Raw genomic sequence first — 24,051 nt, 5'->3', positions numbered from 1 at the left:
GCGTGCGATGATCGAGCCGTGACGGAACGGCGCACGTTCATCCGGCCGCTCGCCACCCGTTCGATCGTCGTCGACGTGGCCTGGGCGGTCTTCGCGGCGTTCGTCTTCCTGCTCCCCATCGACCTCGAGCTCGAGCACGCGAGCTTCTTCGCCGTCCTCGCCGCGTCCGGGGCGATCGCGCTCCGCCGGGTGTCGCCGTCCGCGGCGATGCTCATGGTCGTCGTCCTCGGGATCGTCCAGGTCGGCGGCGGCGAACGGCCGTCCCTGGTGGACCTCGCGATCTTCGTCGTGATCGGCACCGCGGCCGTGGTCGGCTCACGGACCGAGGTCATCGTCTCCGGGTTCCTGGCGTTCGTCGTCGGGATCGGTGCCACCGCCTACCTCGCGCTGACCGGCTTCCGGTTCGCGGTGCTCATCAACGGCCCGCGCGACCAGGCGTTCCTCGCGATGGCCGCCCCGGTCACCGCGCTCCTGGGCGTCTGGGCCGGCGGTGTCGCCGTCCGGGCGTTCCGGTCCCGTGACCGCGAGTCGGAGCGTCGTGCCGATGCCGAGGCCGCTGCCTCCCGCGCCGAGGCCGTCGCCACCGAGGCGGAGGCCACCGCCACCCGCGCGATCGACGAGGCCGAGTCCGAACGCATCCGCGCGGACATCGCCCGCGACGTGCACGACGTGGTCGGGCACTCCCTCGCGGTGATCATCGCGCAGGCCGACTCGGTGCCGTTCCTCGACGACGAGGCCCGCATCCGCGAGGTCAGCGCCACCATCGCCAGCACCGCCCGGAGCTCCCTCGTCGAGGTCCGGCAGGTGCTCGGGCACATCGACGGTTCCGGCGCCGCGACGGACCCGGGGTCGCTCGACGAGATCGTGCAGGGCATCCGGGAGGCCGGGGTCGACGTCGACCACACCGTCCGCGGGAACCCGGTGACGCTCGGCCCGGAGAGCGGGACCGCCGCACGCCGGGTCCTGCAGGAGATGCTCACGAACGCGCTCCGGCACGGTGCCCCCGGCATGCCGGTCACCGTGCGGGAGACCTGGCGGTCGGGCGACCTCGTGCTCGAGGTGGAGAACGTGGTCCCGGGGACGACGGACGCCACAACGGGCTCCACCGCCGGCACCGGTCCCGTCGCGCTCCCGGCTCCGACCACCCGCGGTTCCGGCCGCGGCCTCGTCGGGATGCAGTCCCGGCTCAGCACACTCGGCGGGTCGTTCGACGCCGCTGTCCTGGACGACGTGTTCGCAGCACGCGCCCGCATCCCGTTCGACGTCCATGGGGGGACCAACCGATGACCGATCCGATCCGCATCCTGCTCACCGACGACCAGGCGCTCTTCCGCGCCGGCCTCCGTGTCGTCCTCGACGCGCAGGACGACATGGTCGTCGTGGGTGAGGCGTCCGACGGCGCCGAGGCCCTCGCCGCGATCCCGGAGCTCCGACCGGACGTGGTGCTGCTCGACATGCGCATGGCCGGGATGGACGGCGTCGAGACGGTCCGGCAGCTGTTCTCCGGCGCGGTCGGCGGGCCGCTTCCGCGCGTGATCGTCCTCACGACGTTCGGCCTCGATCCGGCGGCAGCCACGGCGATCCGCCTCGGCGCCAGCGGGTTCCTGCTCAAGGACACCACGCCGCCGTTCCTGTTCGCAGCCGTGCGGGCGGTGCACGAGGGCAGCTCGGTGATCGCGCCGAACGACCTCTCCCAGCTGTTCGGCGCCGACGTCGAGCGCGCCCCGGCCCCGCAGCCGCCGGCGTTCCAGACGCTGACGGACCGGGAGCGAATCGTGTTCGGCTGGGCCTCGCGCGGGTTGTCGAACGCGGAGATCGCCGCGAAGGAGTTCGTCACGGAGTCGACCGTGAAGACCCAGATCTCGAGCATCCTCGGGAAGCTCGCGCTGCGCGACCGGGTGCAGCTCGTCGTGTACGCGCACGACCACGGGCTGGCCGGCGCCCGCGACGACTCCTAGCGGGCGGTCGCCAGCGCCTGCACCTCGTCGAGGATCGTGCCGATCGCCGCGGGGTCGTGCGCGAACCGGCCCAGGAACAGCCCACCGATCCTGCCGCCACCACGGGTGAGCAGCCCCGGTCCGGCGCTGCCGCCGTAGATGACGGTGCCGCCCGCCAGCTCGGGCCGCGTGGCGAGGTGCTGCTCGATCCCGGCGAGGACCGCGACGACGTGCTCGTCGGGCGCGGGCTGCGCCGCGCCGATGGCCCAGACGGGCTCGTACGCCACGGTGAGCGGACCGGCCAGACCGTCGGCGACGGCCGTCGACACGGCCCGGTCGAGCTGCGCCGTCACCTCCGCGATGGTCTCCGGCCTGGAGGCACGACTCGCCTCGCCGACGCAGAGCAACGGACGCAGGTGGTTGCGGAAGGCGGCGTGCACCTTCCCCGCGATGTCGTCGTCCGTCTCGTGGAACAGGGCGCGCCGCTCCGCGTGCCCGATCTCGACGAGGTCGACGCCGATCTCACGGAGCTCCGCGCCCGTGACCTCGCCCGTGTACGCCCCGGCGTCGGCCCACGACAGGTCCTGGGCGCCGAGCAGCACCGGGGCGTCCCCGAGCACCTGGCGCACGGGGACGAGCGCCGGGAAGGTCGGCACGACGAACAGCGTCGCCGCCCCGGACCGGACCGCGGGGTGCCGCCGGGCGATGTCCGCGACGTCGGCGGCCCAGGCGAGCGTCCGCGCGTGCGAGAAGTACGCCTTCAGCGACACCCCGACGGTGGTCACGGCGCGACCGTCGCCACGATCAGCGCGAACGACACCGCTCCCGGGTCCGGCGTCCCGACGGCGTGCTCGGCGTGCGTGCGCGCCCGGCCCATCCGCGGGAGCAGTGCAGCCGTGCCGTCCGCAGCGGTCCCGGCCGCGACGACAGCCGCACGCCAGGCCTCGGCGAGGGGTGCTCCCTCGTCGATCCGCGACCGGAGGACCTCGTCGAACGGGACCAGCGCGTCCACCATGGTCTTGTCACCGACCGTCGCGCCGAAGGCGAGCACCGCCTCGGTGGCCGCACCGACGGCGTCCGCGACGGTGGCACCCGACGGACGCTGGTCGTCCCCGAGGACGCGACCCAGTGCCTCCAGGGCGGCTCCCCAGATCGCACCGGACGTGCCGCCGGCCTTGTCGGACCAGGCATCACCGGCGATCCGGAGCACGGAACCCGCTCCGGCACCGCGTTCCACCGCACCTGATGCGGCGTCGGCCGCGGCGTGCGCGCCGCGCTGCATGCCGATCCCGTGGTCGCCGTCACCCGCGATCGCATCGATCCGGCCGAGTTCGTCGGCCTGCTCGTCCAGCAGCGCGCGGACGGCGGTGAAGCCGGCGGCGATGCGTGCCGCGACGGCACGGGAGTCGTCGCTCGCCGGGCCGACCGCGTCGGGGGTCGCCTCCGCGGCCGCGACGGACGCGGCGACGCGCTCCTGCGGCACGGCTCCGCCCTTCCGGTAGGCGGGGGTGTCGGCGGGCGCTGCCCAGAGTTCTTCGAGTTCGTCGTCCAACCAGAACAGCGTCAGCGAGACCCCGGCCATGTCGAAGCTCGTGACGAGTTCCCCGACCTCGGGTTCGGCGAGCACGACGCCCGCGTCGCCGAGCAGCCGCTGGACGGACCGGTAGACGACGAAGAGCTCCTCGTACTTCACGCTCCCGAGCCCGTTGAGGATCGGCACGGCGCGCGATCCGGCGGCGCTGACCCCGGCGGGCAGCTCGTCGAGCAGCCGGGAGACCAGGAGCGATGCCAGCTCGTCGGCCGTCGGGACGTCGGTCTCGTCGATCCCGCGTTCGCCGTGGATGCCCATGCCCACCGCCATGCGACCCTCCGGGACCTCGAACAGCGGTTCCTCGGCACCGGGCAGGGAACAGCCGGAGAACGCGACGCCGAAGGAACGGGTCCGGTCGTTGGCACGGTCCGCGATCGCCGTCACCGTGTCGAGGTCGTCGCCGCGTTCCGCCGCGGCCCCGGCGACCTTGAAGACGCAGAGGTCGCCCGCGATGCCCCGCCGCTCGTACGACCGGTCGGCCGGCGCCGAGGTGACGTCGTCGGTGACGCGGACGGTGCGGACCGGGATCCCTTCCGCCTCGAGCGTCCGCGCCGCGGCGTCGAAGTTCAGGACGTCCCCGGCGTAGTTGCCGTAGCTGAGCAGCACGCCACCGCCGTGCTCGCTCGCCCGCGCGACGGCAGCAACCTGCTGGGCGCTCGGGCTGGCGAAGAGGTTCCCCATCGCGGCACCGGCCGCCAGCCCGTGCCCGACGAGCCCGCCGAACGCCGGGTAGTGCCCCGATCCGCCGCCGACCACCAGCGCGACCGTGCCGTCCGGCGACGTCGTCGACCGGGCGACCCCGCCGTGCACCCGCCGCACCCATCGCTCGTTCGCCGCGACGAAGCCGTCGGTGGCCTCGTCCGCGAAGTCAGCCGGGTCGTTGAACAGCCGCGTCATCGTCCGTCTCCCTGTGCGCGCACGTGGGTGGTGTCGAGCAGTTCGTCCGCCTTCGCACCGCGGAAGAACTTCGTGCAGAAGATCATCACGGCGGCGACGAACGCCAGGACCCCGAGCGACACGATGCCGAACGCCCCGCTGTCCGTCGGCACGACCTCGTTGATCGCGGTCCGCATGATCGGGGCGACGAACCCGCCGAGGTTGCCGAGCGAGTTGATCAGACCGATGCCCGCGGCCGCCGCGGCCCCCGTGAGGAACGCCGTCGGGTACGCCCACGTGATGGGCCCCACGGCGAGGAAGCTCGCCACGGCCAGGGTGATGAAGACGATGCCGAGGATCGGCTGCCCGTTCGCCCCGGCCCACGCCGACCCGAGGATCGACAGGCCGGTGGTGACGTAGAACAGGGTCCCCCAGCGACGCCGACGACCGACGGTGTCCGCCTTCGATCCGACGAGGTAGCAGGCCACCAGCCCGACCAGCCACGGGATCGCCGCGACGAGTCCCACCTGCCAGCCGACGTCCTGCCCGAGCAGCGCGGAGACCTGCTGCGGCAGGTAGAACGTCGTGCCGTACACGGCGACCTGCAGGCAGAAGTAGATGATCGTGAAGTACCAGACGCGCCCGCTCGCCATCGCCTTCCAGATGCCCGTCGGCCCGTCGGCGCTGCGCGCGGTGTCCTCCCGCGCCATCGCCGCGGTGAGCGAGTCCTTCTCCCCCGGCTCCAGCCACTTCGCCTGCTGCGGACTGTTCGTCAGGAACACCAGGGCAGCGACGCCGGCGAGCACCGCGAGGATGCCCTCGCCGAAGAACATGACCTGCCAGCCGTGGAACGGGGTGGCCTGGTCGCCGAAGCTCAGCAGACCACCGGACAGGGGCGCTCCGATCATCTGCGAGAACGGCTGCGCCAGGTAGAAGATGGCGAACATCCGCACGCGCACCTTGTTCGGGAACCACTCGGACAGGTACATGATCACGCCCGGGAACAGACCCGCCTCGGTCACACCGAGGATGAACCGCAGGACGATGAACATCGTGTCGTTCGTCGTGAAGGCGAACAGCGCGGCGACGATGCCCCACGTGACCGCGATGCGGGCGAGCCAGAAGCGCGCCCCGAACCGCTTGAGGAGCAGGTTCGACGGGATCTCGAAGATCGCGTAGCCGATGAAGAAGATGCCGGCGCCGAGCGCGAAGGCCGCGTCGGAGATGCCGCGGTCGACGCTCAGCGCCTCTTCCGCGAAGCCGACGTTCGTGCGGTCGAGGAACGCGACGAAGTACAGGATGACGAGCATCGGCATGAGGTGCTTCGTCGCCTTGCCGATGGCCGACTTCAGGGCGGGGTCGTGGGTGGACCCCAGGGCGGGCAGGGATGAGGACACGGTCGCTCCTTTGCGAACACGGTTTCTGACTGGAGGCGCGGGTCGGCGCGCGCGGATCGGCGCGCGGTCCGCGGGTGGTTCCGTCTAGTGCATGTAGAGGCCGCCGTCGACGTTCAGGGTCTGGCCCGTCACGAACCCGGCGTCGGCGCTGATGAGGTAGGCGATCGCCGCGGCGATGTCCCGCGGCGTCCCGATGCGGGGCAGGACGCCGTCCGCTGCCATCTCGGCCTTGCGCTCTTCGGAGAGGGTGCCGCCCATGATGTCGGTGTCGATCGGCCCGGGGGCGATCGCGTTGACCGTGACGCCCTTCGGTCCGAGCTCACGGGCGAGGCCGCGGGTCAGGCCGATCACGCCGGCCTTCGCCACCGTGTACGGCGTCTTGCTGAAGGTGCCGCCGCCGCGCTGGGCGGAGACGGACGACAGGTTGACGATGCGCCCGTACCCGTTCCGCACCATCGACTCCGCCGCCCGCAGGCTGGCGAAGTGCACGCCGTCGAGGTTGATCGACAGCACCCGGTGCCACTCCCCCTCGGGCAGGTCGAGGTAGGCGTGCGCCGAGGACACCCCGGCGAGGTTCACGAGCGCGGTGACGGGCGGCAGCTGCGCCTCGATCGTGTCGAAGGCCGCACGGACGGCGGACTCGTCGGCGACGTTCGCGCCCGCGCCCACGGCCCGGACGCCGTGCTGCTCGCGGATCTCGGCGGCGACCTGCTCGCTCGCGGTCTGGTCGAGGTCGATGATCCCGACGTTCCATCCCGCCTCGGCGAGGTGGTGTGCGGTCGCCCGGCCGATGCCCCGAGGCGATGCCGCTCCGGTGAGGACGACGGTGTGGTCCTGGTTCTGCGTGTTCGTGGTCACGGTCGTTCCCGTCAGTGGATCGGTGCCGGGCCGAGCTCGTCGAGGACCTTCTGCATCGCGACGTACGCCTTGTTCCGGTAGGCCACGAGCTCCGGCGTCCGGTCGGCGGGCACCTCGAGGTACCCCGCGCCGGACTTCGTGCCGAGTTCGCCCGCGTCGACGTGCTGCTGCAGCGACGGCGGGGTGGCGAAGCGCTCGGGCCAGCGGGTCTGCAGCGACTCGAAGCAGAACGCGTAGACGTCGAGCCCCGCCATGTCGGCGATGGCGAACGGGCCGAAGAACGGCAGGCGGAACCCGAAGGTGGTCCGGACGATGGTGTCGATGTCGTCGGGGCTGGCGATGCCCTCGTCGGCGATCTTCGTCGCCTCCTCGAACAGCGCGTACTGCAGCCGGTTGAGCACGAAGCCGGTCGAGTCCTTCACCCGTGCCGACTGCTTGCCCGTGGCGGCGACGACGGCCTCGCCGACCTCGACCGCGTGCTCGTTCGTCGTCGGGTGCGGGATGAGCTCGACGCCGGGGATGAACGGCGCGGGGTTCGAGAAGTGCACCCCGAGGAACCGCTCGGGTCCGACGACGGCCTCGGCGAGGGACTCGATCAGGATCGTCGAGGTGTTCGAACCGATCACGGCGTCCGGACGGGCGGCCTCGCTGATGCGACGGAGGGTCGCGTGCTTGATCTCGAGCTTCTCCGGCACCGCTTCCTCGATGAAGTCGGCCGTGGCGACCGCTTCCTCAATGGACGCGGCGGCGCTGAGGTGCGCGTCGACGCGTGACACGGCGTCCGCAGGGAACAGGCCGTCCGCGACGAACTGCTCGGTCTCGGCGATGAGCCGGGCACGGTTGGACGCGGCGATCTCGGCGGAGACGTCCGCGATCCGGACGGTGTGGCCGGCGAGGGCGAGGACCTGGGCGATCCCGCCGCCCATGTAGCCGGACCCGACGACGGCGATGTCGAGGGTGCTCATCGTGTTGCTCCTTCGGTGGTGGTCGCCGCCGCTGCGTCGAGCTTCGTCGTCGCGAGGACGGAACGGATGTACTGCTGGTTGGTGGCGCAGACGCCGAGGCTGTCCCCGCCGTACTGCTCCGTCATGACGATCCCGCGGAACCCGTCGGCCACGGCGTCGCGGAGGACCTGGCGGTAGTTGATGAGCCCGGCCTCCATGGTGCTCGGCACGCTCGTCGCCCAGCTGCCGTCGCCGGCCTCGTCCCGCGTGTAGTTCTTCACGTGCAGGTAGTTCGTGACCGGCATGGTCTTGGCGAACAGCTCCCGCCAGTCCTCGACGGGACGGTGCAGGCGGATGAGGTTCGCGACGTCCGCGTTCAGCCCGACGGTGTCCAGGCCGATCTCCTCGATCAGCCGCACGGCGCTGTCGGCGGTGCCGAGGTAGGTGTCCTCGTACAGCTCGAGCGCCATCGGCAGTCCGACGGACGCCGCGTGCTCCCCGAGTTCGCGCAGTCGCGAGACGGCGGCGTTCCGGACCTCGGGGTCGTCCGGGTCCTTCGGGCCCTGCGCCGTCCAGAACCACAGGGCTGCGCGCTGGGCCTCGTTGAACGGCTGGTGCAGCCCGGTCGAGAACACCTGCATGCCCCACTCGGCCGCGGCGTCGATCGTGCGGTGGGCGTAGGCGAGGTTGTCCTCCTCGTGCCCGGGCTGGATGACGCTCTTGCGCTGCAGGTGCACCGACGGGATCCCGACGCCGTGGGCCTTCGCGATGGCGAACAGCTCGTCGCGCCGGGACCGCTCGAGGTCGGCGGGACGGATGTGGCTGTCCGCGAGCTCCGCGAGCGAGAACCCGACGGCCTCGATCTGCGCGAACACGTCGTCCCAGACCTCGGGGTCGGCGTCGTGGAAGGCGACCCCGTCGCGCGTGACCGGGGGGAACCCGTGGAGACAGGTGGCGATCGGCCAGGTGTCGGACGTCCAGGTGTCAGGGTTCCAGTCCTGGTCGACCCAGTCCTGTGGTGTGCTCACGGAATGCTCCCTCGCATGTCTCGGTTCGGCGGTGAACCTCTTTCCTATAGGAAAGATACTCGTGCGGAGACGAAACGCAACCCCGTGCGCGCTACCCGGCGTGCGAGGCGTCGGCGCGGGACCGCAGCCGGACGGCGTCGATGTGGTGCCGCATCGCCGCCACCGCCTCGGCCGGCCCCACGGCGAGCGCGTCGAGGACCGCCCGGTGCTCGTGCACGGCACGGTCGGTGTCGTCGCCGCCGCCCTCGACGATCTGCCGCATGCGGTGCACCCGGGTCGTGATGATCTCGGACATCTCCTCGAGGAACGGGTTCCGCGTCGCGTCGAAGACGAGCTGGTGGAACTGCCAGTCGCTCCGGAAGAACCGGGCCATCAGCTCCTCGGACGCGTCTGCTGCCCCGACCGCGGCGATCTCCTCGGCGACGGCCGCCTGCTCCTCGAGCGCGTGTGCCAGCCGGGCCCGCAGCGCGTCCACGTCACCGCGGGCAGCGAGGTCCACGGCGCCGCTCTCCACGATGAGCCGCGCGTCGAAGAGCGCCTCGAGCTGGTCCCCCGCGAGGGGCGGGGACACCCGGTACCCCTTGTTCGCCTCGCGCGTGACGAGTCCGGTGCGCTCCAGTTGCACCAGTGCCTCGCGCACCGGGGTGGGCGAGACGCCCAGGGTCCGGGCGAGGCCGTCGATCGACAGGCGCATGCCCGGTTCGACGTCGTGGCCCATCAGCACCTCGAGCACCCGGTCGTAGACGCGGTCCCGCAGGCCGAGCTGCGTGATGCGTTCGCTCCCGAAGCCGGGCATCGTGCTGGACATGCCTCGATCCTAGAGAATCGAGGAATCAGTACAGGGCGTCGATGCCCATCAGGTCACCGAGCCCGAGCGTGCGCTGGCCGACCTCGCAGGTCGTCGACGCCGGCTTCATGACCAGACCGCTGTTCTGCGCGGTGTGTCCGAGTCCGAAGGCGTGCCCCCACTCGTGCGTGGCCACTCCCCGGAGGTCGTACCGGGCGCCGGCGCACGTCGAACTCGCCGACCAGGCGGCCGTGGTCGAGTACCGCTGGTCGACCTCGATGGCCACCCCGGACCGCGACCAGACACAGGTCACCGCGAGCGTCCCGGTCTTGAGGGGCCCCCACCCGATGACGCTCGTCCCGCTCGACGCTCCGCAGCCGCCGGTCGCGCTGACCGCGATCGGCTCGGTGGTGTTGCCGACGAGCCGCTCGGCCGCCGCCGACGTGACGGACTTCCCGCACGCCGAGATCGCTCCGGTCCACGCGTCGGCACCGGCGCGGATCACCGGCGCGACGGCCGCCTTCTGGCCGGACGTGTTGTAGCTCCAGGAGACCGGTGCGGTCCACCGGAACCCGAGCTTGGTGTACGTCTTGTTGCCGCAGCTCGACGCGGCCTTCACGGCGACCGCGGAGGTCGCGGCGTGCGGCGACGCCACGGGACGGGCCGCGGCTTGTTGCAGTCGGATGGCCGCGGGCGAGCCGGACCACGCGTGGTCGATCCGCACCGCGAGTCCGGCGCGTCCGGCGTTCGTGACGGAGACGTCGCCCGGGTCACCGGCTCCGGTCGACGCCACCGGCAACGCGGAGACCGTCGTGCCCGCGCGGGGCACCACGAACCGACGACCGTCCGGGAGCACCACGGTGCCCGAGGACACCGTGCAGCCGCCGGCGAGCTCCGCGACGGTGATCCGGTCGCCGCGGCAGGTCGGCACCGCGTCGGCCGACGCTCCGCCCACCGACGTGACGACGACCGCGGTCACCGCGATCCCGAGTGCGACCGCCCCTGCGGTCACGGAAGACATGCGCACGATCCGACCCTCCTGGTCCCCTGTGCCCGGGCAGTCCCTTGCCCGACGCAGTCAGTGTGCGGAGCGGCCGTCGGCAGGGTCAACCCCCCGAAGTGGCCTGTGCGAACGCGGGTCGGATGTGCTGTCCGGCAGGATCGGTGCATGGGATCACGCTCCGTCGTCGTCATCGGTTCGGGCATCGCCGGCGCCGCCACCTTCTTCGCCCTCGCCCGCCGCGGCACCGACGTCACGCTCGTCGACGACGGTGCGGTCGGGCAGGCGACCGCGGCGAGCGCCGGGATCCTGCAGCCCTGGTCGTCCGCGATCGACGGCCCGTTCGCGGACCTGTACGTCCGCGGCGCCGCGTTCTGGCCGGAGGTCCTGGCACGTCTGGCGGAGGTCGGCGTCACGCAGACCGGTCACCGGCGGAGCGGTGCCCTCGTGGTGAACGCGGACCCCGCGGCGGTCGACGCGGCCGAGGAGCGGGTGGGACGGCGCCGGGCGGCGGACCCTGACGTGGTCGGCCGGGTCGAGCGCATCGGTGGTGACCGCGCTCGAGGACTGTTCCCGCCGCTCGCGACCGGACTCGACGCCCTGTGGATCGAGGGCGGCGGTCGGGTCGACGGGCGGACTGTCCGCGATGCGCTCGTCGAGGCCGGTCGGCGACACGGCGGGACGACGGTCACGGCACACGCGGCGCTCCTCGACGACGGACGCGTGCGGTTCGGCGACCGGACGGAGGACCCCGACGCGGTCGTCCTCGCCGGCGGTGCCTGGACGAACGACCTGCTCGGGGCCCTCGGCGTGCGGGTCCCGGTGGCGCCGCAGCGCGGACAGATCACGCACCTGACCCTGCCCGGGGTGGACACCACGCACTGGCCGTCCGTGCACCCGCTGTCGCACCACTACCTCGTCGCGTTCGACGGGTCGCGCGTCGCCGTGGGTGCGACCCGCGAGACCGGCAGTGGCTTCGATCCCCGGGTGACGGCGGCCGGGCAGCTCCAGGTGCTGCGGGACGCACTGTCCATCGCGCCGGGGCTCGCCGACGCGACGATCCTGGAGACCCGTGTCGGCCTCCGTCCGCTTGCCGACGACACGATGCCGATCGTCGGGGCGGTCCCGGGGCACGACGGCCTCTTCGTCGCCACCGGCTACGGCGCAGCGGGACTCACGATGGGCCCGTTGCTCGGCGATGCCCTCGCCCGCCGCGTCCTCGGTGAACCGGCCCCGGAGCTCGACGCCCTGCCCCAGGCACGGTGACGCCCGCGCCACTCCGCTCGATCAACATCCCGAAGTTGTCCGTCCACTCGTCCAGGTTCCATGTTCGGACCGCGCCACGACCGGAGATCGTTCGCGATGCCGTTGATCTTCCGAGGCCGGTGGGCAGCTTTCGACTGTGAACTGGGGTCCGCCACTTCAGGCCTTCATGCCGGCAGGGATGACCCCGGTCTGCTACGTCCGGTGCGGTCAGAACTCGATCCGGAAGACAAGATCGCCGAAATCGACGTCACCAATTCCGTCGCTGCAGTGGAAACGGAAACTCGTTCCGCTCTGCTCCACCCACATCCCGAAGTTACCCGTCCACGCGTCCTCGGCTCCGTGTCGAGTTCGCCAGACGTTCCACACACGAAGGCGCTGCAATCGAGACCGGTCGCTCACTCCGAATTCGATCAACTCGGGTGCAGTATCGCTCCATAATCGAATGTCGTTCGCGGTTGCACCGTTCACCTCGAGCGGAGACCCCGACGACGCAAGGGCGACTCCCTGAGCACGCTCGCCAGCAACGGATTCGAACTGGACCCGACCACGGTCCGCCGGAACGGGCAAATCGTAGATCGCCCACACCGTGCGGCCGTCCATCTCCAAGGACGGTGCCGCCGCTTGCTGGAATCGCTCCTGCATGAGAAGAGTCATACGAATCCCCTTTAGTAGTTCACGTATCGGAACGGGTCGACCTGTGCATGCTCCTGAGGCCACCGCGGAACGAACTCGGTGCCGCCGTCGCGCTGCGGGACCGGTTCATGACTCAGCTCCATGGACTCCATGTCGCCCTTCTGGAAGTTGAAGCGTTGCGGCGCCTTGCCCGCCTTCATCCGAGCCAGGTTGTCCGGGGTGCGTGCATACCCCTCGTACTCGGGATTGGCTGCCTCATTCTTCCACGTGCGCTGCCTGACGGTGCTCCAAGAGGGCTTGTTTCCGGCCTTCGTGACTGCGTTCACGTCGTCTCCAAGCTTCCATCCGCGCGTGGAGGCGGCCACGCCGTCCGTTGCGGCCGCCTCACCGGCGCCTGCCGCTCCCGTCTCGACGGTGGCGGAAGCTGCTGCGTCAGCCGTCAACGCCGCCGATTCGCCGGCGACGACCTCGGGGACAGCCGCAGCACAGATTCCTTCTGTGGCGACGACGCAAGCAAACAGGAGCACGCCGAGGGCCACCGCTCCTTCGAAGAGCACCCACTTCTCCGGCGTGCTCGCCGTCGACTTCTTCGGCGGCGGTGGTGCGATGCCGATGCCACAGGTTCCTCCCCACGTGCAGCTCGGCGCGTGTGACGACGCTGCCGTGGCGCGATGCGGGGTCCAGCCCGTGTAGGAGCTCGCGCGACTCGTGGCGGGTCGTGTTGACGGCCGGGTCGAAGCGACCGCCGCAGCGACGGCCGACCCGACGATCGCCTTGACGACCTTATTGACGGCCTTGATCAGGGCGCAGAGCCATTTCGGACACATGCCGCTGACGTCCGGGTTCGAGATCGGGTTGTTCCCGCTGTAGCTGTACCCGTTGTTCTGCTGAGGCTGGTCGGGGTTGAGCACTGCGTCGACGGAGAGGAACCGCCCGAGGGACGCATCGTAGGCCCGTGCGCCGCCGACAACCAGCAGATCAGGATCGTCATCAACCACGATGCGGCGTTCGATGGGACGGCATACCACGCACTGGGGACGGACGAGAAGCCGAGCACCGGCGGCCTCCGGGTCGGCAGTGCGGTCTCGAGCGGAGGACCGTCGGACACCTGGAACGGGAGCATTGCCATGCCGACGATCACGCAGGGCGTCGCGACGATGACCCAGCTCCGGCTCTACGCAACCGAGGGCTCGTACACGTACTGATCCCGCTCGGCATCAGGGCACCTGCAAAAACCGCGGCGCCCCACGGTCCCGCAGCCGGAACCCGAGGTGCTGGTACAGCCCGATCGCCCCGGTGTTCCCGGCGGCCGCGTGCATGAGCGGCATCTCACCGCGCTGCCGGATGCCGTAGGCGACGTCGAGCACCAGGCGCCGACCGAGCCCCTGCCCGCGGAACTCGGCGTCCGTGCACACGGCGCTGATCTCGGTCCACCCCGGCGGGTGCAGGCGCTCCCCGGCCATGGCGATCAGGCGGCCCTCGCGCCGGACGCCGACGTAGCGCCCGAGCTCGATCGTGCGCGGCAGGAACGGTCCGGGCTTGGTGCGGGCGATGAGCTCGAGGATCTCTGGGACGTCGTCGGGCGTGAGTTCGACGGTCTCGGAGTCCGGAGCGCCCTCGATGTCCTCGCCGGTGAGCTGCACGCCGCCGGCGCTCTCGACCGCGGGCCACCCCTCGGGGACCACGGCCGACGCACCGACACCGAAGACCGCACCGGAGCCGAGCAGCGTCCGGACGTCCTCCCAGTCCTCGGCGGTGGGTCGTTCCGGGATCCCGGTCCACACCGACACGTCGGGCAGGTACCGCGCGATCTCCCCGCGGCGTTCGGCGAACCGGGCGTGCGCGCCGTTGAGCGAGGCCAGCGCGGGGTTGTCGAGCAGCCGGGTCGGGGTGCCGTCGTCCGCGATGGTGAGGTCGAGGGCCCGGACGGCCTCACCGCGTGCGTCACCCCCGCGGAACCCGAGGTCCTCCAGCCGGCGACGGTCCCCGTCCGCCCACCCGGTGGTGTCGGCGACGACGGCCGCGGCGTAGCGGTTGCGCGCCCCGTCCACGACGTCGCCGACGTCCGCCGCGGTGGTCAGCAGGACCTCTCCGGGTCGGGTCAGGTCGGTCGTCGGGGCGTCGGTCGTCGGGGCGTCCATCCTGCGACTCCGCGAGCGTCCGACGGCGCATCGTTGCACCACGTGACGGCGGCGCCCGCACCTCGCACAGTGCGACGTGCGCTCCAACACCGTGCGAGGCTCACAGCAGTGTGGGAGCCACTTCACCCCGCACACTGCGCGGGACCTCGCACACTGCGGCACGCGGCACGCGGCAGGCGGCACGCGGCACCGCCCGCTACCGCAGGCGCGCCGCCAGGAACGTCACCATGCGCCGCACGAGCTCCGCGCGCGAGGACGCTCGCCGGTACTCGTGCCCCTCGCCCGCGAGCTCGAAGTACTCCACGTCGTGCGACCGTCCCCGCAGCGCCGCGACGACCTGGTGCGCCTCACCGATCGGCACGTTCGTGTCGAGTTCACCGTGCACGACGAGCAGCGGCGCGGTGACGTCGTCGATCGCCCGCATCGGCGAGAGCGAGTCGAGCAGTGCGGCGTCGTCCACGGGGTGCCCGTACTTCGTGGCGGCTGCCGATGCGATCCACGGTTCGGTGTCCCGGTAGAACGTCGCGAAGTCGCTCATCCCGCACACCGCGACGCCGGCGGCGAAGACGTCCGGGGTGAACGCCAGCGACGCGAGGGTGGCGTACCCCCCGTACGACCGGCCCTCGACGGCGACCCGGGAACGGTCCGCGTACCCGTTCGACACCAGGAACCGTGCGCAGTCCACGACGTCGGCGAGCGCGTTCCAGCGCAGCGCGAGGTCGTCCGCGTGCACGAAGTCCCGCCCGTACCCGCTGGAGCCGCGGATGTTCGGTGCGAAGACCGTGACGCCCGCGGCGGCGAGCGCCTGGTGCTGCGGCGAGAAGGTGGGTCGCTCCTGCGACTCCGGTCCGCCGTGCAGGTGCAGCATCGCTGCGCGGCCTGGAGGCGCGGCACCGGCATCGGGGTCGCCGCCGGTCGACGACACGGTCGGCTCCACGGCCCGGTACAGCCAGCCGGTGAGCTCCAGTCCGTCACGCGCGGCGAACCGCTCGAGGGTCGGCTCCACCAGCGGCACGTCGGGGAGCTCCGGCACGTCGGTGACCCGGCTCCACGTGAGCGCGTTCGTGTCGAGTCGCCAGAGTTCGCGCGGCCGGGTGGGGCCCTCGACGGCGAGGATGACGCTCCGCCCGTCGCGGCTGAGGACCGGGTCGGTGACGACGTACCCGGGCAGGTCCGGCACCGGGGTGCGCGAGGCGTCGTGGGTGTTGATGAGGTCGAGTTCGCTCCGGCCGTCGACGTTCCAGACGAGCAGGAGCGTCCGACCGGCGTCGTCGGCGTCGAGGTACTCGAGCTCCGCGTCGGCGCGCTCGATGATCCGGCGGGCCTGTCCGCGCCACCCGTGCGGTCCGACCGGCTGCGCGACGAGTCCGCGGCGGGGCAGTCCGGCCTCGGTCGCGACGTAGGCGACGAGCGGGCTGGTCTCGCTCGCGGGCGATGGACGGAGGAACGCGACCTCCGCCGAGCCGTCCGGCGGATCGGTCAGCAGCGCCTGGCTCTCGTCGGTCAGCCGGTCGACCACGACGACGAACTCGTGGCCGCGTTGCCCGTCCCGGAGCACGACGAGTCGTTCCTCGACGGAGAGGTCGAGGATGTGGATGAGCTCCCCGACGGCGAGGTCGTCGCGGTCGCCGGAGACCGGGTCGACGAGGTACGAGCGTGCGGGCTGCTCGGGTTCGGTGGAGGGCAGGGTGATGACGACCCGGTGCCCGCTGCGGCTCCACGGTCCGAGTTCGGCGTGCTGGTACCGCGAGCCGGCGATCTGCGCGGCGTCGGTGCCGTCCGGCCGGACCACCCAGACCTGCTGCTTCACGCCGCCGTCGGTCGCGATCGCCACGGCGAGCCACTCCCCGTCGGAGGACCACGTCACCCGGATCACCGGGTCGTCGGACAGTCGGATCCGGACCGGCTCGGACGGAGCGCCGTCGACGACGACGTCCTGCACGAAGACCTCGGGGCTGCCGTGCCGGTCGCTGACGAACGCCACCCGGCGCGCGTTGCGCGTCATGGTGGGTCCCCACGATCCCCAGGCCGCGACGAGGCGCTCGCCCAGGCCGACCGCCTGCTCGACGCGGGCCGACGACCCGACGCGATCCGCGCCTCCAGTCCGCACCGTCGACCCGCTCACCGCACCCCCTGGTGCTGCAGCCACATCTCGATCAGGCCGAGCTGCCAGAGCGCGTTGGCGCCGATCTCGGTCCGTGTGCTGTTCGGGTCCTGGAGCATCCGCTCGACCGTACCCGGGTCGAAGAGCCCGCGTTCGCGCGCCTCCGGGGCGTGCAGCGCCTGCCGGACGCGCTCCAGGTAGGGGCCTTCGAGCTGGCGGATCGCCGGCACCGGGAAGTACCCCTTCGTCCGGTCGATGACGGCGTCGGGCACGATGCCGCGCGCCGCACGCTTCATGACACCCTTGCCGCCGTCCGCCAGCTTGAGCGACGGCGGGATCGCGCTCGCGAACTCGACGAACTCGTGGTCGAGGAACGGCACGCGCGCCTCGAGCCCCCACGCCATCGTCATGTTGTCGACGCGCTTCACCGGGTCGTCGACGAGCATCGTCATCGTGTCGCTGCGGAGCGCGGCGTCGACGCTGGTCTCCGCTCCCGGGACCGCGAACGAGGCGTCCACGAACGCCGACGGGGTGTCGTCGTCGCTCCGCCAGCGCTCCCCGAGCAGCGGCTGGAGCGCCGGCCAGCGCCGGTCCATGAACACCGAGCGGTAGGCCTCGGCGGCCTGGTCCCGTGGGACGGACGCGAGCGGCGGGTACCAGCTGTACCCGCCGAGCACCTCGTCCGCGCCCTGGCCGGACTGCACGACCTTGACGTGCTGCGAGACCTCCTGGGACAGCAGGTAGAACGCGACGCAGTCGTGGCTGACCATCGGCTCGCTCATCGCCTGGATCGCCCCGTCGATCCCGTCGAGCAGGCGCGACGAGGGGATGCGGATGCGGTGGTGGTCGGTGCCGAAGTGCCGTGCGACCTCGTCGGAGTACTCGAACTCGTCGCCGGACTCCCCGCCCGCCGACTCGAAGCCGATGCTGAACGTCGCGAGGTCCTGCTGCCCGGCCTCGGCGAGCAGCGCCACCACGAGGGACGAGTCGATGCCGCCGGACAGCAGCACGCCGACCGGCACGTCGGCGACCATGCGACGCTCGACGGCGGTGCGGAGCTTCTCGGTGAAGCCCTCCTGCCAGTCCTGGTCGCTCCAGTCGGCCTTGGCCGGGTCGCGCTCGAAGCGGGGCTCCCAGTACGTGGTGTCGCGGAACGCACCGGACGGCTCGACCACCCGGACGGTGGCGGGTGGCAGCTTGCCGACGCCGGACAGGATCGTCCGGGGTGCCGGGACGATGGAGTGGAAGGTCATGTACGACGCGAAGGCGACCGGGTCGATGGACGTGTCGACGCTGTGCCCACCGCCGTCGCCGGCACCCGCGTTCCCCGCCAGGATCGCCGGCAGGGAGCTCGCGAAGCGCATCCCGCCCGGGACCTCGGCGACGTAGAGCGGCTTGATGCCGAGCCGGTCACGGGCGAGCACGAGCCGACCGCTCGCGTGCTCCCAGATCGCGATCGCGAACATGCCGATCAGGTGGTCGACGAACGCGGTGCCCCACTCGGCGTACGCGGCGACGATCACCTCGGTGTCCGAGGTCGAGTCGAACGTGTGCCCCTTGCCGTGCAGCTCGTCGCGGAGCTGCCGGTAGTTGTAGACCATGCCGTTGTAGGCGATCGTCAGCCCGAGCCGCGGGACCACCATCGGCTGCGCTCCGGCCGTGGACAGGTCGACGATCGACAGCCGGCGGTGCCCGAGCGCCACCGGCCCGCGTGCCCACAGTCCGTCGCCGTCCGGACCGCGGTGCCGCAGACACCCGGTCATCCGGGCCACCGCGCCGACGTCCGGGGACGTCCCGTCGAACCGGATCTCGCCCGCGAGTCCACACATCAGCTGTCTCCCTCGGTGGTGCCGGACCCGGTCGCGGGAGCGCCGAGGATCCACGTGTCCTTGGCGCCGCCGCCCCGCGACGAGTTCACGACCATGCTGCCCTCGGGTGCGACGCGGGTGAGCGCGACGTCGGCGAGGTGGGTGTCGTCCGGGCCGGTCCCCGTGACGTACACGAAGGCGCGGAGGTCGACGTGCCGGGGATCGAGCCCCGCCGGCCCGATCGTCGGGTGCGAGGAGAGCTGCACGACCTCCTGGCCGACCCAGCCCGCGGGGTCGGCAGCGATCGCGCGACGTCGCTCGGCGACCTCGGGGGCGCTCGCGCTCGGTCCGATGAGGACGTCCCTGCCGCCCTCGCCGTCGACCGGCTTCGTGACGAGTTCGCCGACGCGGTCGAGCACGGAGAGCCGTTCGCCCTCGATGCTCGTGCGGTAGGTGGGCACCGAGTCGAGCAGGGGCTTCTCTTCGAGGTAGTACCAGATGAGGTCGGGCACGTTGACGTACATCGCCTTGTCGTCGACGAGCGCGTTGCCGGGGGCGTTGGCCAGGTGCACCCGTCCGGCCTCGGCCGCGTCGATGATCCGGGCGCCCAGGTCCGGCATGCGCTCGGTGGTCAGGGCGCTCGCGTCCCGGTCGATCCGGAGGTACAGCCCGTCCAGGACCTCACCGGTCGCCGCGACGACGACGTGGCCGTCACGGACGTCCAGGTCGGTGTCGGCCAGGAGGCGCAGCCCGGCTCCGTCAGCCAGCCTGCGGTGCTCGAACCACGCGCCGGCGGCGGGGCCGTCGCTGATCAGCGCGATCACCGGGTCCGGGTTGCCGGTGACGGCGGTCGCGTTGGTCCGCAGGGTGTCGCGGAGGCGCCCGGTGACGCTCGCCGGGTCGCGCAGGTTCGCGGGACGCGGGGCGTCCGGCACCACGTCGTCCATCAGCTCGCGGAGGGCCATGCCGTACGCGACGCCGGAGGGCGACCGGACGTTGTCCTCGAGGACACGCCACCCGCCGAACTCGTTCCGGACCAGGTCGAAGCCCATCACCGGCGCACGGACGGCCGATGCGGGGAGGCGTGACGCGTCCGGGTCCCAGCCGTTCGCACCGACGAACTGGTGCGCGTCCATCGCACCGTCCGCGACGATCCGCTGCTCGCCGTACGCGTCGCGGAGGAACAGCTCGACGGCACGGGCCCGCTGTGAGAGGCCGGCGGCGAGCTGACTCCACTCGTAGGCGCTGATCGTCCGCGGGACGAGGTCGCACCCGAAGGCCTGGACGCCGCCGTCGACCACGAACCCGACCTCGTGCTCGCGGGTCCAGGCGTCGCGGGCGGCGCACCGGTCGATCGTGGTCTCGGCGTCCCAGTCGCGGAAGAACAGGGCGAGGTCCCGGAAGGCCGGGCGCGGTCGGGCACCGGGACCGACCGCCTCGTCGCCGGCGCGGACGCGGTACGACGGCAGGGTCACGGTCGGGTGCTCGGTGCGGCCGGAGGGGGTGCCGGCGGTGTCCTCGACGACCGACGCCACGACGTCGTCGAGCTCGCCGCGCTCGGCGTACGCGGTCCGCTGCCGGTCGGTGGAGTTGCCGCGGGCGAGGGTGTCCTCGGCGAGCTCGGCCACCGTGCCCCAGTCGCCGAGCTCCTCGAGCTCCGGGCGCAGGCGGGAGACGAGCTGCCGGACGGCGGTCTCGGCGGGGAGCCGCTCCGGGTGCTGGCCGAGCCCGAGCAGTTCGCCGGTCAGGCCACCACGCGCCGCCTGCCACATCGCGGCCCGGTGCAGGGGCTCGCTGCGGGGGTGCCACTCGGCCCCGGACTCGACCGCCTTCTCGGCCTTCCGGACGGCCGCCCGGAACAGCCCGGCGATCAGGACGGCGTCGTCGACGATCGGCGTCGCGTCGCAGACCCGGAGCTCGAGCGTCGGCGCGTGCGACGAGGGTCGGACGTCGAAGTACGCCATCTTCTTGTCCGCGATGACCCCGGACGCGATGAGGTCGTCGAGCACCTTGTCGTACTCGGCGGCGTCGGACACCCGCCCGAAGCTGCCGGCGGACGGCCAGCGCTGCCAGATGATGCTGCGGAACGACGAGTAGCCGGTGTCCTGCCCGTTCCAGAACGGACTCGACGCACTGAGCGCCAGCAGCACCGGCAGCACGGGGGCCACCCGCTGGGCGATCTGCACCGCCAGGTCGCGGTCGCTGACCCCGACGTGCACCTGCAGGCCGCAGATGAGCTGTTCGTCGACGAGCATCCGGTACTGCTCCTGCATGCGACCGTAGCGTCCGCCGCTCGTCAGCTCGAAGTCGGCGTACTCGGAGCGCGGTGCGGTGCCGGCCGCCGCGATCGTGACACCCGCGGGGGCGATCGCGGCGCTGAGCTCCTGGCGGAGGTCGACGATCACCCGTCTGAGGTCGTCGAGGGTCCGCACCACGGGGGTGTTCGTCTCGATGGTGGTCCGCTGGAGTTCCGCGCCGAAGCGATCGGCGGGCAGCTTGGGCAGAAGGCGCGGGGCCTTCGCGGAAAGTCGGCCGGACTCGAGGTCGATGAGGTGCAGTTCTTCCTCGGCGCCGAGCGTCAGCTCTGCACTCATGGCTGGAACCTACCGTCGCCACCATCGGTTCCGCCCGGACCGCCGCCGATCTTCGCATGTTCGAAACACGGGGTACAGCGGTGCTGTGAGCGTCGGTACGCCGGCACGTAGGAACGAAGGATGCCCACCACCGTGTTCTGCCTGCACGCCCTCGGCTCGAGTTCCGAGGAGTTCGTGGGCCTCCGCACCCGCCTCGCCGGCACGCTCGACCTCGTCGGGATCGACCTGCCCGGCTTCGGGACGAGCACCGCCGCCACCGGCACGACCGTCGAGGAGATGGTCGTCCTCGTCGAGCGGGCGATCGGTCGCAGCGGCGTCACCGAGTGGGCGCTCCTCGGGCACTCGATGGGCGGCAAGGTCGCGTCCGTGGTGGCGTCCCGCACCGTCGACGGGACGAACGGCCTGTTCGGGCTCCGGGCCGTGGTGCTGCTCGCCGCCTCGCCGTTGTCGCCCGAGCCGATGGACGAGGAGCGCCGCGCCACCATGCTCGCGTGGGCGGCCGACGGCGAGATCGGACCGGACGAGGCCGAGGCCTTCGTCGACGCGAACACCGCGTCCCGCCTGGCACCCGAACCGCACGCCACCGCCGTCCATGACGTACAGCGCGCCGTGCCGCAGGCCTGGACCGACTGGCTCGTCCGCGGCAGCCGTGAGGACTGGTCGACCGTGTTCCCCGCCAACCCCGTGCCCGCGCTCGTGCTCGCCGGCGCCGAGGACGGCGACCTCGGACCAGACGCCCAGCGCTCCGTGAACCTGCCGCACTGGGGTGCCGGGGAGTTCGACATCGTCTCCGGGGCGGCGCACCTGCTGCCGTGGGAGCAGCCGGACGAGGTCGCCGACCGCATCCGCGACTTCTGGCGCCGACGGGTCGACCACGGCCCTGTCGTCCCCGCGGACACCGCCCGGGTGATCGCCTCCCCGCGGGTGAGCGCCCGCACCCGGGGGATCCTCGCCGTCCGCTCGCTGCCCGACGCCCCCGACCGCGAGCCCCGTGCCCTCACCCGCGGGCAGCTCGACACCCTCCGGGCCCTGGCGCGCGTCGTCGTGCCGCAGCCCGGCGACCGGCCGATCGACCTCGCGCTGCGCGTCGACGACCAGCTCGCCGACGGGCTCGGCGACGGCTGGCGACCGGACGGACTGCCCGCCGACGTGGACGCCTACCGAGCAGGGCTCGACGCACTCCAGGCGGATGCGACCCAGGGCGACGACCACCTCGCCGACGTCCTCGCGTCGATCGACGCGGGCGAGTACACGCCGGCGTCGGGCCGCCTGGACTCTGGTCAGCTGCAGGCCTGGGCCGAGGACGCCGCCGTCGACCTGGCGAAGCAGTGGATGGCGCACCCCGCGACGATGGCCGCGGTCGACTACGACGGGTTCGCCAACGGCGGTGACGGGCTCCGCAAGCAGGGCTTCCTGCTGCTCCGAGCGGACGAACGCGAAGCATGGGAACCGACGGGAGCCGCACGATGAGACTCGACCACCAGCGCCAACACAGCGAAGACGAGGTCGTCGACGTGGTCGTCGTCGGCACCGGAGCCGGCGGTGCGCCACTCCTCGCCAGCCTCGCACGCAAGGGTCTGAGCGTCGTCGCGCTCGAGGCCGGTCCGAACACCGAGCCGGACGACCACACCCCCGACGAGGTCGAGGCTCCAGGCGACATCAACTGGATGGACGAGCGGATCAGCGGCGGGAGCGCACCGACCGCTTTCGGGCCGAACAACAGCGGCACCGGTGTCGGCGGCTCCACCCTGCACTGGGGAGCGTTCACCCCGCGGCCGAACGCGCACGACATCCGGCTCCGCACCGATTCCGGGCAGGGCGAGGACTGGCCGATCGACCACGCCGAGCTCACCGGCTGGATCGAGCAGGTCGAGCACGACGTCGGCGTCGCCGGTCCCGCGCACTACCCGTGGGACCCCGCCCGTCGCTACCGGATGGGACCGCCGGCCCGGAACGCCTCGTCCGACATGATGATCCGTGGCGCCGCAGCCGTGGGCATCACCGCGACCGACGCCCCCGTCGGCCTCACCACCGAGGACCGGCACCAGGAGCACCACGGCCTCCGGCAGGCCTGTGTCGCGTGCGGTTCCTGCCACCAGGGTTGCCGGAACGGCGCGAAGGTGTCGATGGACACCACGTACCTGCCGACCGCGGTGGCGTTCGGTGCCGAGATCCGCGCCGAGGCGTTCGTGCACGGAATCGAACTCGACGCGCGCGGCGAGGTCGAAGCGGTCGTGTACCGCCAGGGTGGTCGCGACCACCGGCAGCGCTGCCGGGCGCTCGTGCTCGCCGCCGGCGGGATCGAGACGCCCCGACTCCTGCTGCACACCGGGCTCGCGAACAGCAGCGGGCAGGTCGGCCGGAACTTCACGGCGCACGGCGCCACCCAGGTCTGGGCGACCTTCGACGAGTCGATGCGGTCGTACCGCGGGTACCCGTCGTCGATCATCACCGAGGACTTCGTCCGACCGGCGGACGCGGACTTCGCGGGCGGCTACCTCATCCAGAGCCTCGGCGTGCAGCCCCTGACCCTCGCGACGACGCTCGTGCGGGGTGGCGGGCTCCGGGGCGCCGAACTCGTCCGCGCGCTGCAGGACTACCCGCGGATGGCCGGCGTCGGCATCAACGCCGAGTGCCTGCCGTACGACGACAACCGCCTGGTCCTCGCCGACGAGGTGGACGCCAACGGGGTGCCGAAGGCCCGTGTGACGTTCTCCCCGGGCTCGAACGAGGAGGCGATCACCCGCCACGCGGTCCGCACCATGACGGCGATCGTCGAAGCCGCCGGCGGCAAGGACGTCCGTGTCCTCGACCGGACGGCGCACACCGTCGGCACCGCCCGGATGGGGACGGACGCGGGGAACTCGGTCGTGGACGACGCCGGTCGGTCGTGGGACGTGCCGAACATGTGGATCGTCGACAACTCGGTCTTCCCGAGCTCCCTCATCGCGAACCCGGCGCTGACGATCATGGCGCTGTCGCTCCGCACCGCCGACCGGCTGCTCCGCACTGGACGGTGAAGTATCACGTAGGCTGATCGCGGGAGGATCCCACCGCCGGGTGGTGCTCCCGGGCAAGGGTGAAGCC

Annotated in this window: 19 protein-coding genes; 5 read left to right on the top strand and 14 right to left on the bottom strand. The window is 72.1% G+C overall.

Translation table 11 applies throughout. From position 1 onward, the window contains the following. The first annotated feature begins 18 nt into the window (after positions 1 to 18). Both ABIC61_RS04965 and ABIC61_RS04960 read left to right on the top strand, forming a co-directional pair. The gene (locus tag ABIC61_RS04965; RefSeq protein ID WP_186321994.1) at positions 19 to 1,287 is read left to right on the top strand and encodes a sensor histidine kinase; all 1,269 of its coding nucleotides are present in this window, start codon (positions 19 to 21) and stop codon (positions 1,285 to 1,287) included. Beyond that, entirely contained in the window at positions 1,284 to 1,958 is a 675-nt protein-coding gene (locus ABIC61_RS04960; protein WP_354029017.1) for a response regulator, read from the top strand. The genes ABIC61_RS04965 and ABIC61_RS04960 overlap by 4 nt, the downstream gene beginning before the upstream one ends. Here ABIC61_RS04960 and ABIC61_RS04955 read toward each other — a convergent pair. From ABIC61_RS04955 to ABIC61_RS04920, 8 genes are all read right to left on the bottom strand, one after another. Beyond that, positions 1,955 to 2,722, bottom strand: coding sequence for a triose-phosphate isomerase family protein (locus ABIC61_RS04955; RefSeq protein ID WP_354029016.1), 768 nt, complete (start codon positions 2,720 to 2,722; stop codon positions 1,955 to 1,957). The two genes, ABIC61_RS04960 and ABIC61_RS04955, sit on opposite strands and share 4 nt — an antisense overlap. After that, entirely contained in the window at positions 2,719 to 4,425 is a 1,707-nt protein-coding gene (locus ABIC61_RS04950; protein ID WP_354029015.1) for a dihydroxyacetone kinase family protein, read from the bottom strand. Before ABIC61_RS04950 ends, ABIC61_RS04955 begins: the two co-directional genes overlap by 4 nt. Next, positions 4,422 to 5,801 carry an MFS transporter gene (locus ABIC61_RS04945; RefSeq protein WP_354029014.1) on the bottom strand — a complete coding sequence of 460 codons (1,380 nt, stop codon included), beginning with the start codon at positions 5,799 to 5,801 and terminating at the stop codon, positions 4,422 to 4,424. The genes ABIC61_RS04950 and ABIC61_RS04945 overlap by 4 nt, the downstream gene beginning before the upstream one ends. An 84-nt stretch (positions 5,802 to 5,885) precedes the next feature. Beyond that, entirely contained in the window at positions 5,886 to 6,659 is a 774-nt protein-coding gene (locus ABIC61_RS04940; RefSeq protein WP_354029013.1) for an SDR family NAD(P)-dependent oxidoreductase, read from the bottom strand. 11 nt (positions 6,660 to 6,670) lie between these two features. Continuing rightward, positions 6,671 to 7,624 carry a 3-hydroxyacyl-CoA dehydrogenase family protein gene (locus ABIC61_RS04935; RefSeq protein ID WP_354029012.1) on the bottom strand — a complete coding sequence of 318 codons (954 nt, stop codon included), beginning with the start codon at positions 7,622 to 7,624 and terminating at the stop codon, positions 6,671 to 6,673. Next, a complete protein-coding gene (locus tag ABIC61_RS04930) occupies positions 7,621 to 8,631 on the bottom strand; it encodes a sugar phosphate isomerase/epimerase family protein (protein ID WP_354029011.1) in 1,011 nt (336 codons plus the stop codon). Before ABIC61_RS04930 ends, ABIC61_RS04935 begins: the two co-directional genes overlap by 4 nt. Positions 8,632 to 8,722: 91 nt before the next feature. Next, complete coding sequence (locus tag ABIC61_RS04925) at positions 8,723 to 9,439, bottom strand: GntR family transcriptional regulator (protein ID WP_354029010.1); 717 nt, start codon at positions 9,437 to 9,439, stop codon at positions 8,723 to 8,725. Positions 9,440 to 9,464: 25 nt separating this feature from the next. After that, positions 9,465 to 10,439, bottom strand: a complete 975-nt coding sequence (locus ABIC61_RS04920) for a matrixin family metalloprotease (RefSeq protein WP_144754048.1) — start codon at positions 10,437 to 10,439, stop codon at positions 9,465 to 9,467. 147 nt (positions 10,440 to 10,586) lie between these two features. On the opposite strand from ABIC61_RS04920, the gene ABIC61_RS04915 reads away from it, so the two are divergent. Then, complete coding sequence (locus tag ABIC61_RS04915; RefSeq protein ID WP_354029009.1) at positions 10,587 to 11,684, top strand: NAD(P)/FAD-dependent oxidoreductase; 1,098 nt, start codon at positions 10,587 to 10,589, stop codon at positions 11,682 to 11,684. Positions 11,685 to 11,891: 207 nt separating this feature from the next. On the opposite strand, the gene ABIC61_RS04910 is transcribed toward ABIC61_RS04915, so the two are convergent. The 6 genes from ABIC61_RS04910 to ABIC61_RS04885 all read right to left on the bottom strand — a co-directional run bounded on the left by ABIC61_RS04910 (position 11,892) and on the right by ABIC61_RS04885 (position 20,964). After that, on the bottom strand, positions 11,892 to 12,338 hold the full coding sequence (locus tag ABIC61_RS04910; protein ID WP_354029008.1) for a hypothetical protein: 447 nt from the start codon (positions 12,336 to 12,338) through the stop codon (positions 11,892 to 11,894). An 11-nt stretch (positions 12,339 to 12,349) separates the two neighbouring features. Beyond that, positions 12,350 to 13,315: an RHS repeat-associated core domain-containing protein gene (locus ABIC61_RS04905; protein WP_354029007.1), complete on the bottom strand. Its 966-nt coding sequence runs from the start codon at positions 13,313 to 13,315 to the stop codon at positions 12,350 to 12,352. Between the two features lie 219 nt (positions 13,316 to 13,534). Further along, positions 13,535 to 14,458: a GNAT family N-acetyltransferase gene (locus tag ABIC61_RS04900; protein ID WP_354029006.1), complete on the bottom strand. Its 924-nt coding sequence runs from the start codon at positions 14,456 to 14,458 to the stop codon at positions 13,535 to 13,537. A 196-nt stretch (positions 14,459 to 14,654) separates the two neighbouring features. Then, positions 14,655 to 16,583 (bottom strand): S9 family peptidase, encoded by a 1,929-nt coding sequence (locus ABIC61_RS04895; protein ID WP_354029005.1) that lies wholly within the window; start codon positions 16,581 to 16,583, stop codon positions 14,655 to 14,657. Further along, complete coding sequence (locus ABIC61_RS04890) at positions 16,580 to 18,391, bottom strand: N-acetylglutaminylglutamine amidotransferase (protein WP_354029004.1); 1,812 nt, start codon at positions 18,389 to 18,391, stop codon at positions 16,580 to 16,582. The genes ABIC61_RS04895 and ABIC61_RS04890 overlap by 4 nt, the downstream gene beginning before the upstream one ends. Next, a complete protein-coding gene (locus ABIC61_RS04885) occupies positions 18,391 to 20,964 on the bottom strand; it encodes a glutamate--cysteine ligase (RefSeq protein WP_354029003.1) in 2,574 nt (857 codons plus the stop codon). Before ABIC61_RS04885 ends, ABIC61_RS04890 begins: the two co-directional genes overlap by 1 nt. Before the next feature lie 120 nt (positions 20,965 to 21,084). Between ABIC61_RS04885 and ABIC61_RS04880 the strand changes: the two genes are divergently transcribed. Next, positions 21,085 to 22,434 (top strand): alpha/beta hydrolase, encoded by a 1,350-nt coding sequence (locus ABIC61_RS04880; RefSeq protein ID WP_354029002.1) that lies wholly within the window; start codon positions 21,085 to 21,087, stop codon positions 22,432 to 22,434. Further along, the gene (locus ABIC61_RS04875) at positions 22,431 to 23,984 is read left to right on the top strand and encodes a GMC family oxidoreductase (protein ID WP_354029001.1); all 1,554 of its coding nucleotides are present in this window, start codon (positions 22,431 to 22,433) and stop codon (positions 23,982 to 23,984) included. Before ABIC61_RS04880 ends, ABIC61_RS04875 begins: the two co-directional genes overlap by 4 nt. Positions 23,985 to 24,051: the final 67 nt, after the last annotated feature.

The sequence above is a fragment of the Curtobacterium sp. 1544 genome (assembly GCF_040544915.1).
GTDB lineage: Bacteria > Actinomycetota > Actinomycetes > Actinomycetales > Microbacteriaceae > Curtobacterium > Curtobacterium pusillum_C.
Note: the sequence above shows the minus strand (reverse complement) of the source record. Positions and strands in the feature narration are given on the sequence as shown.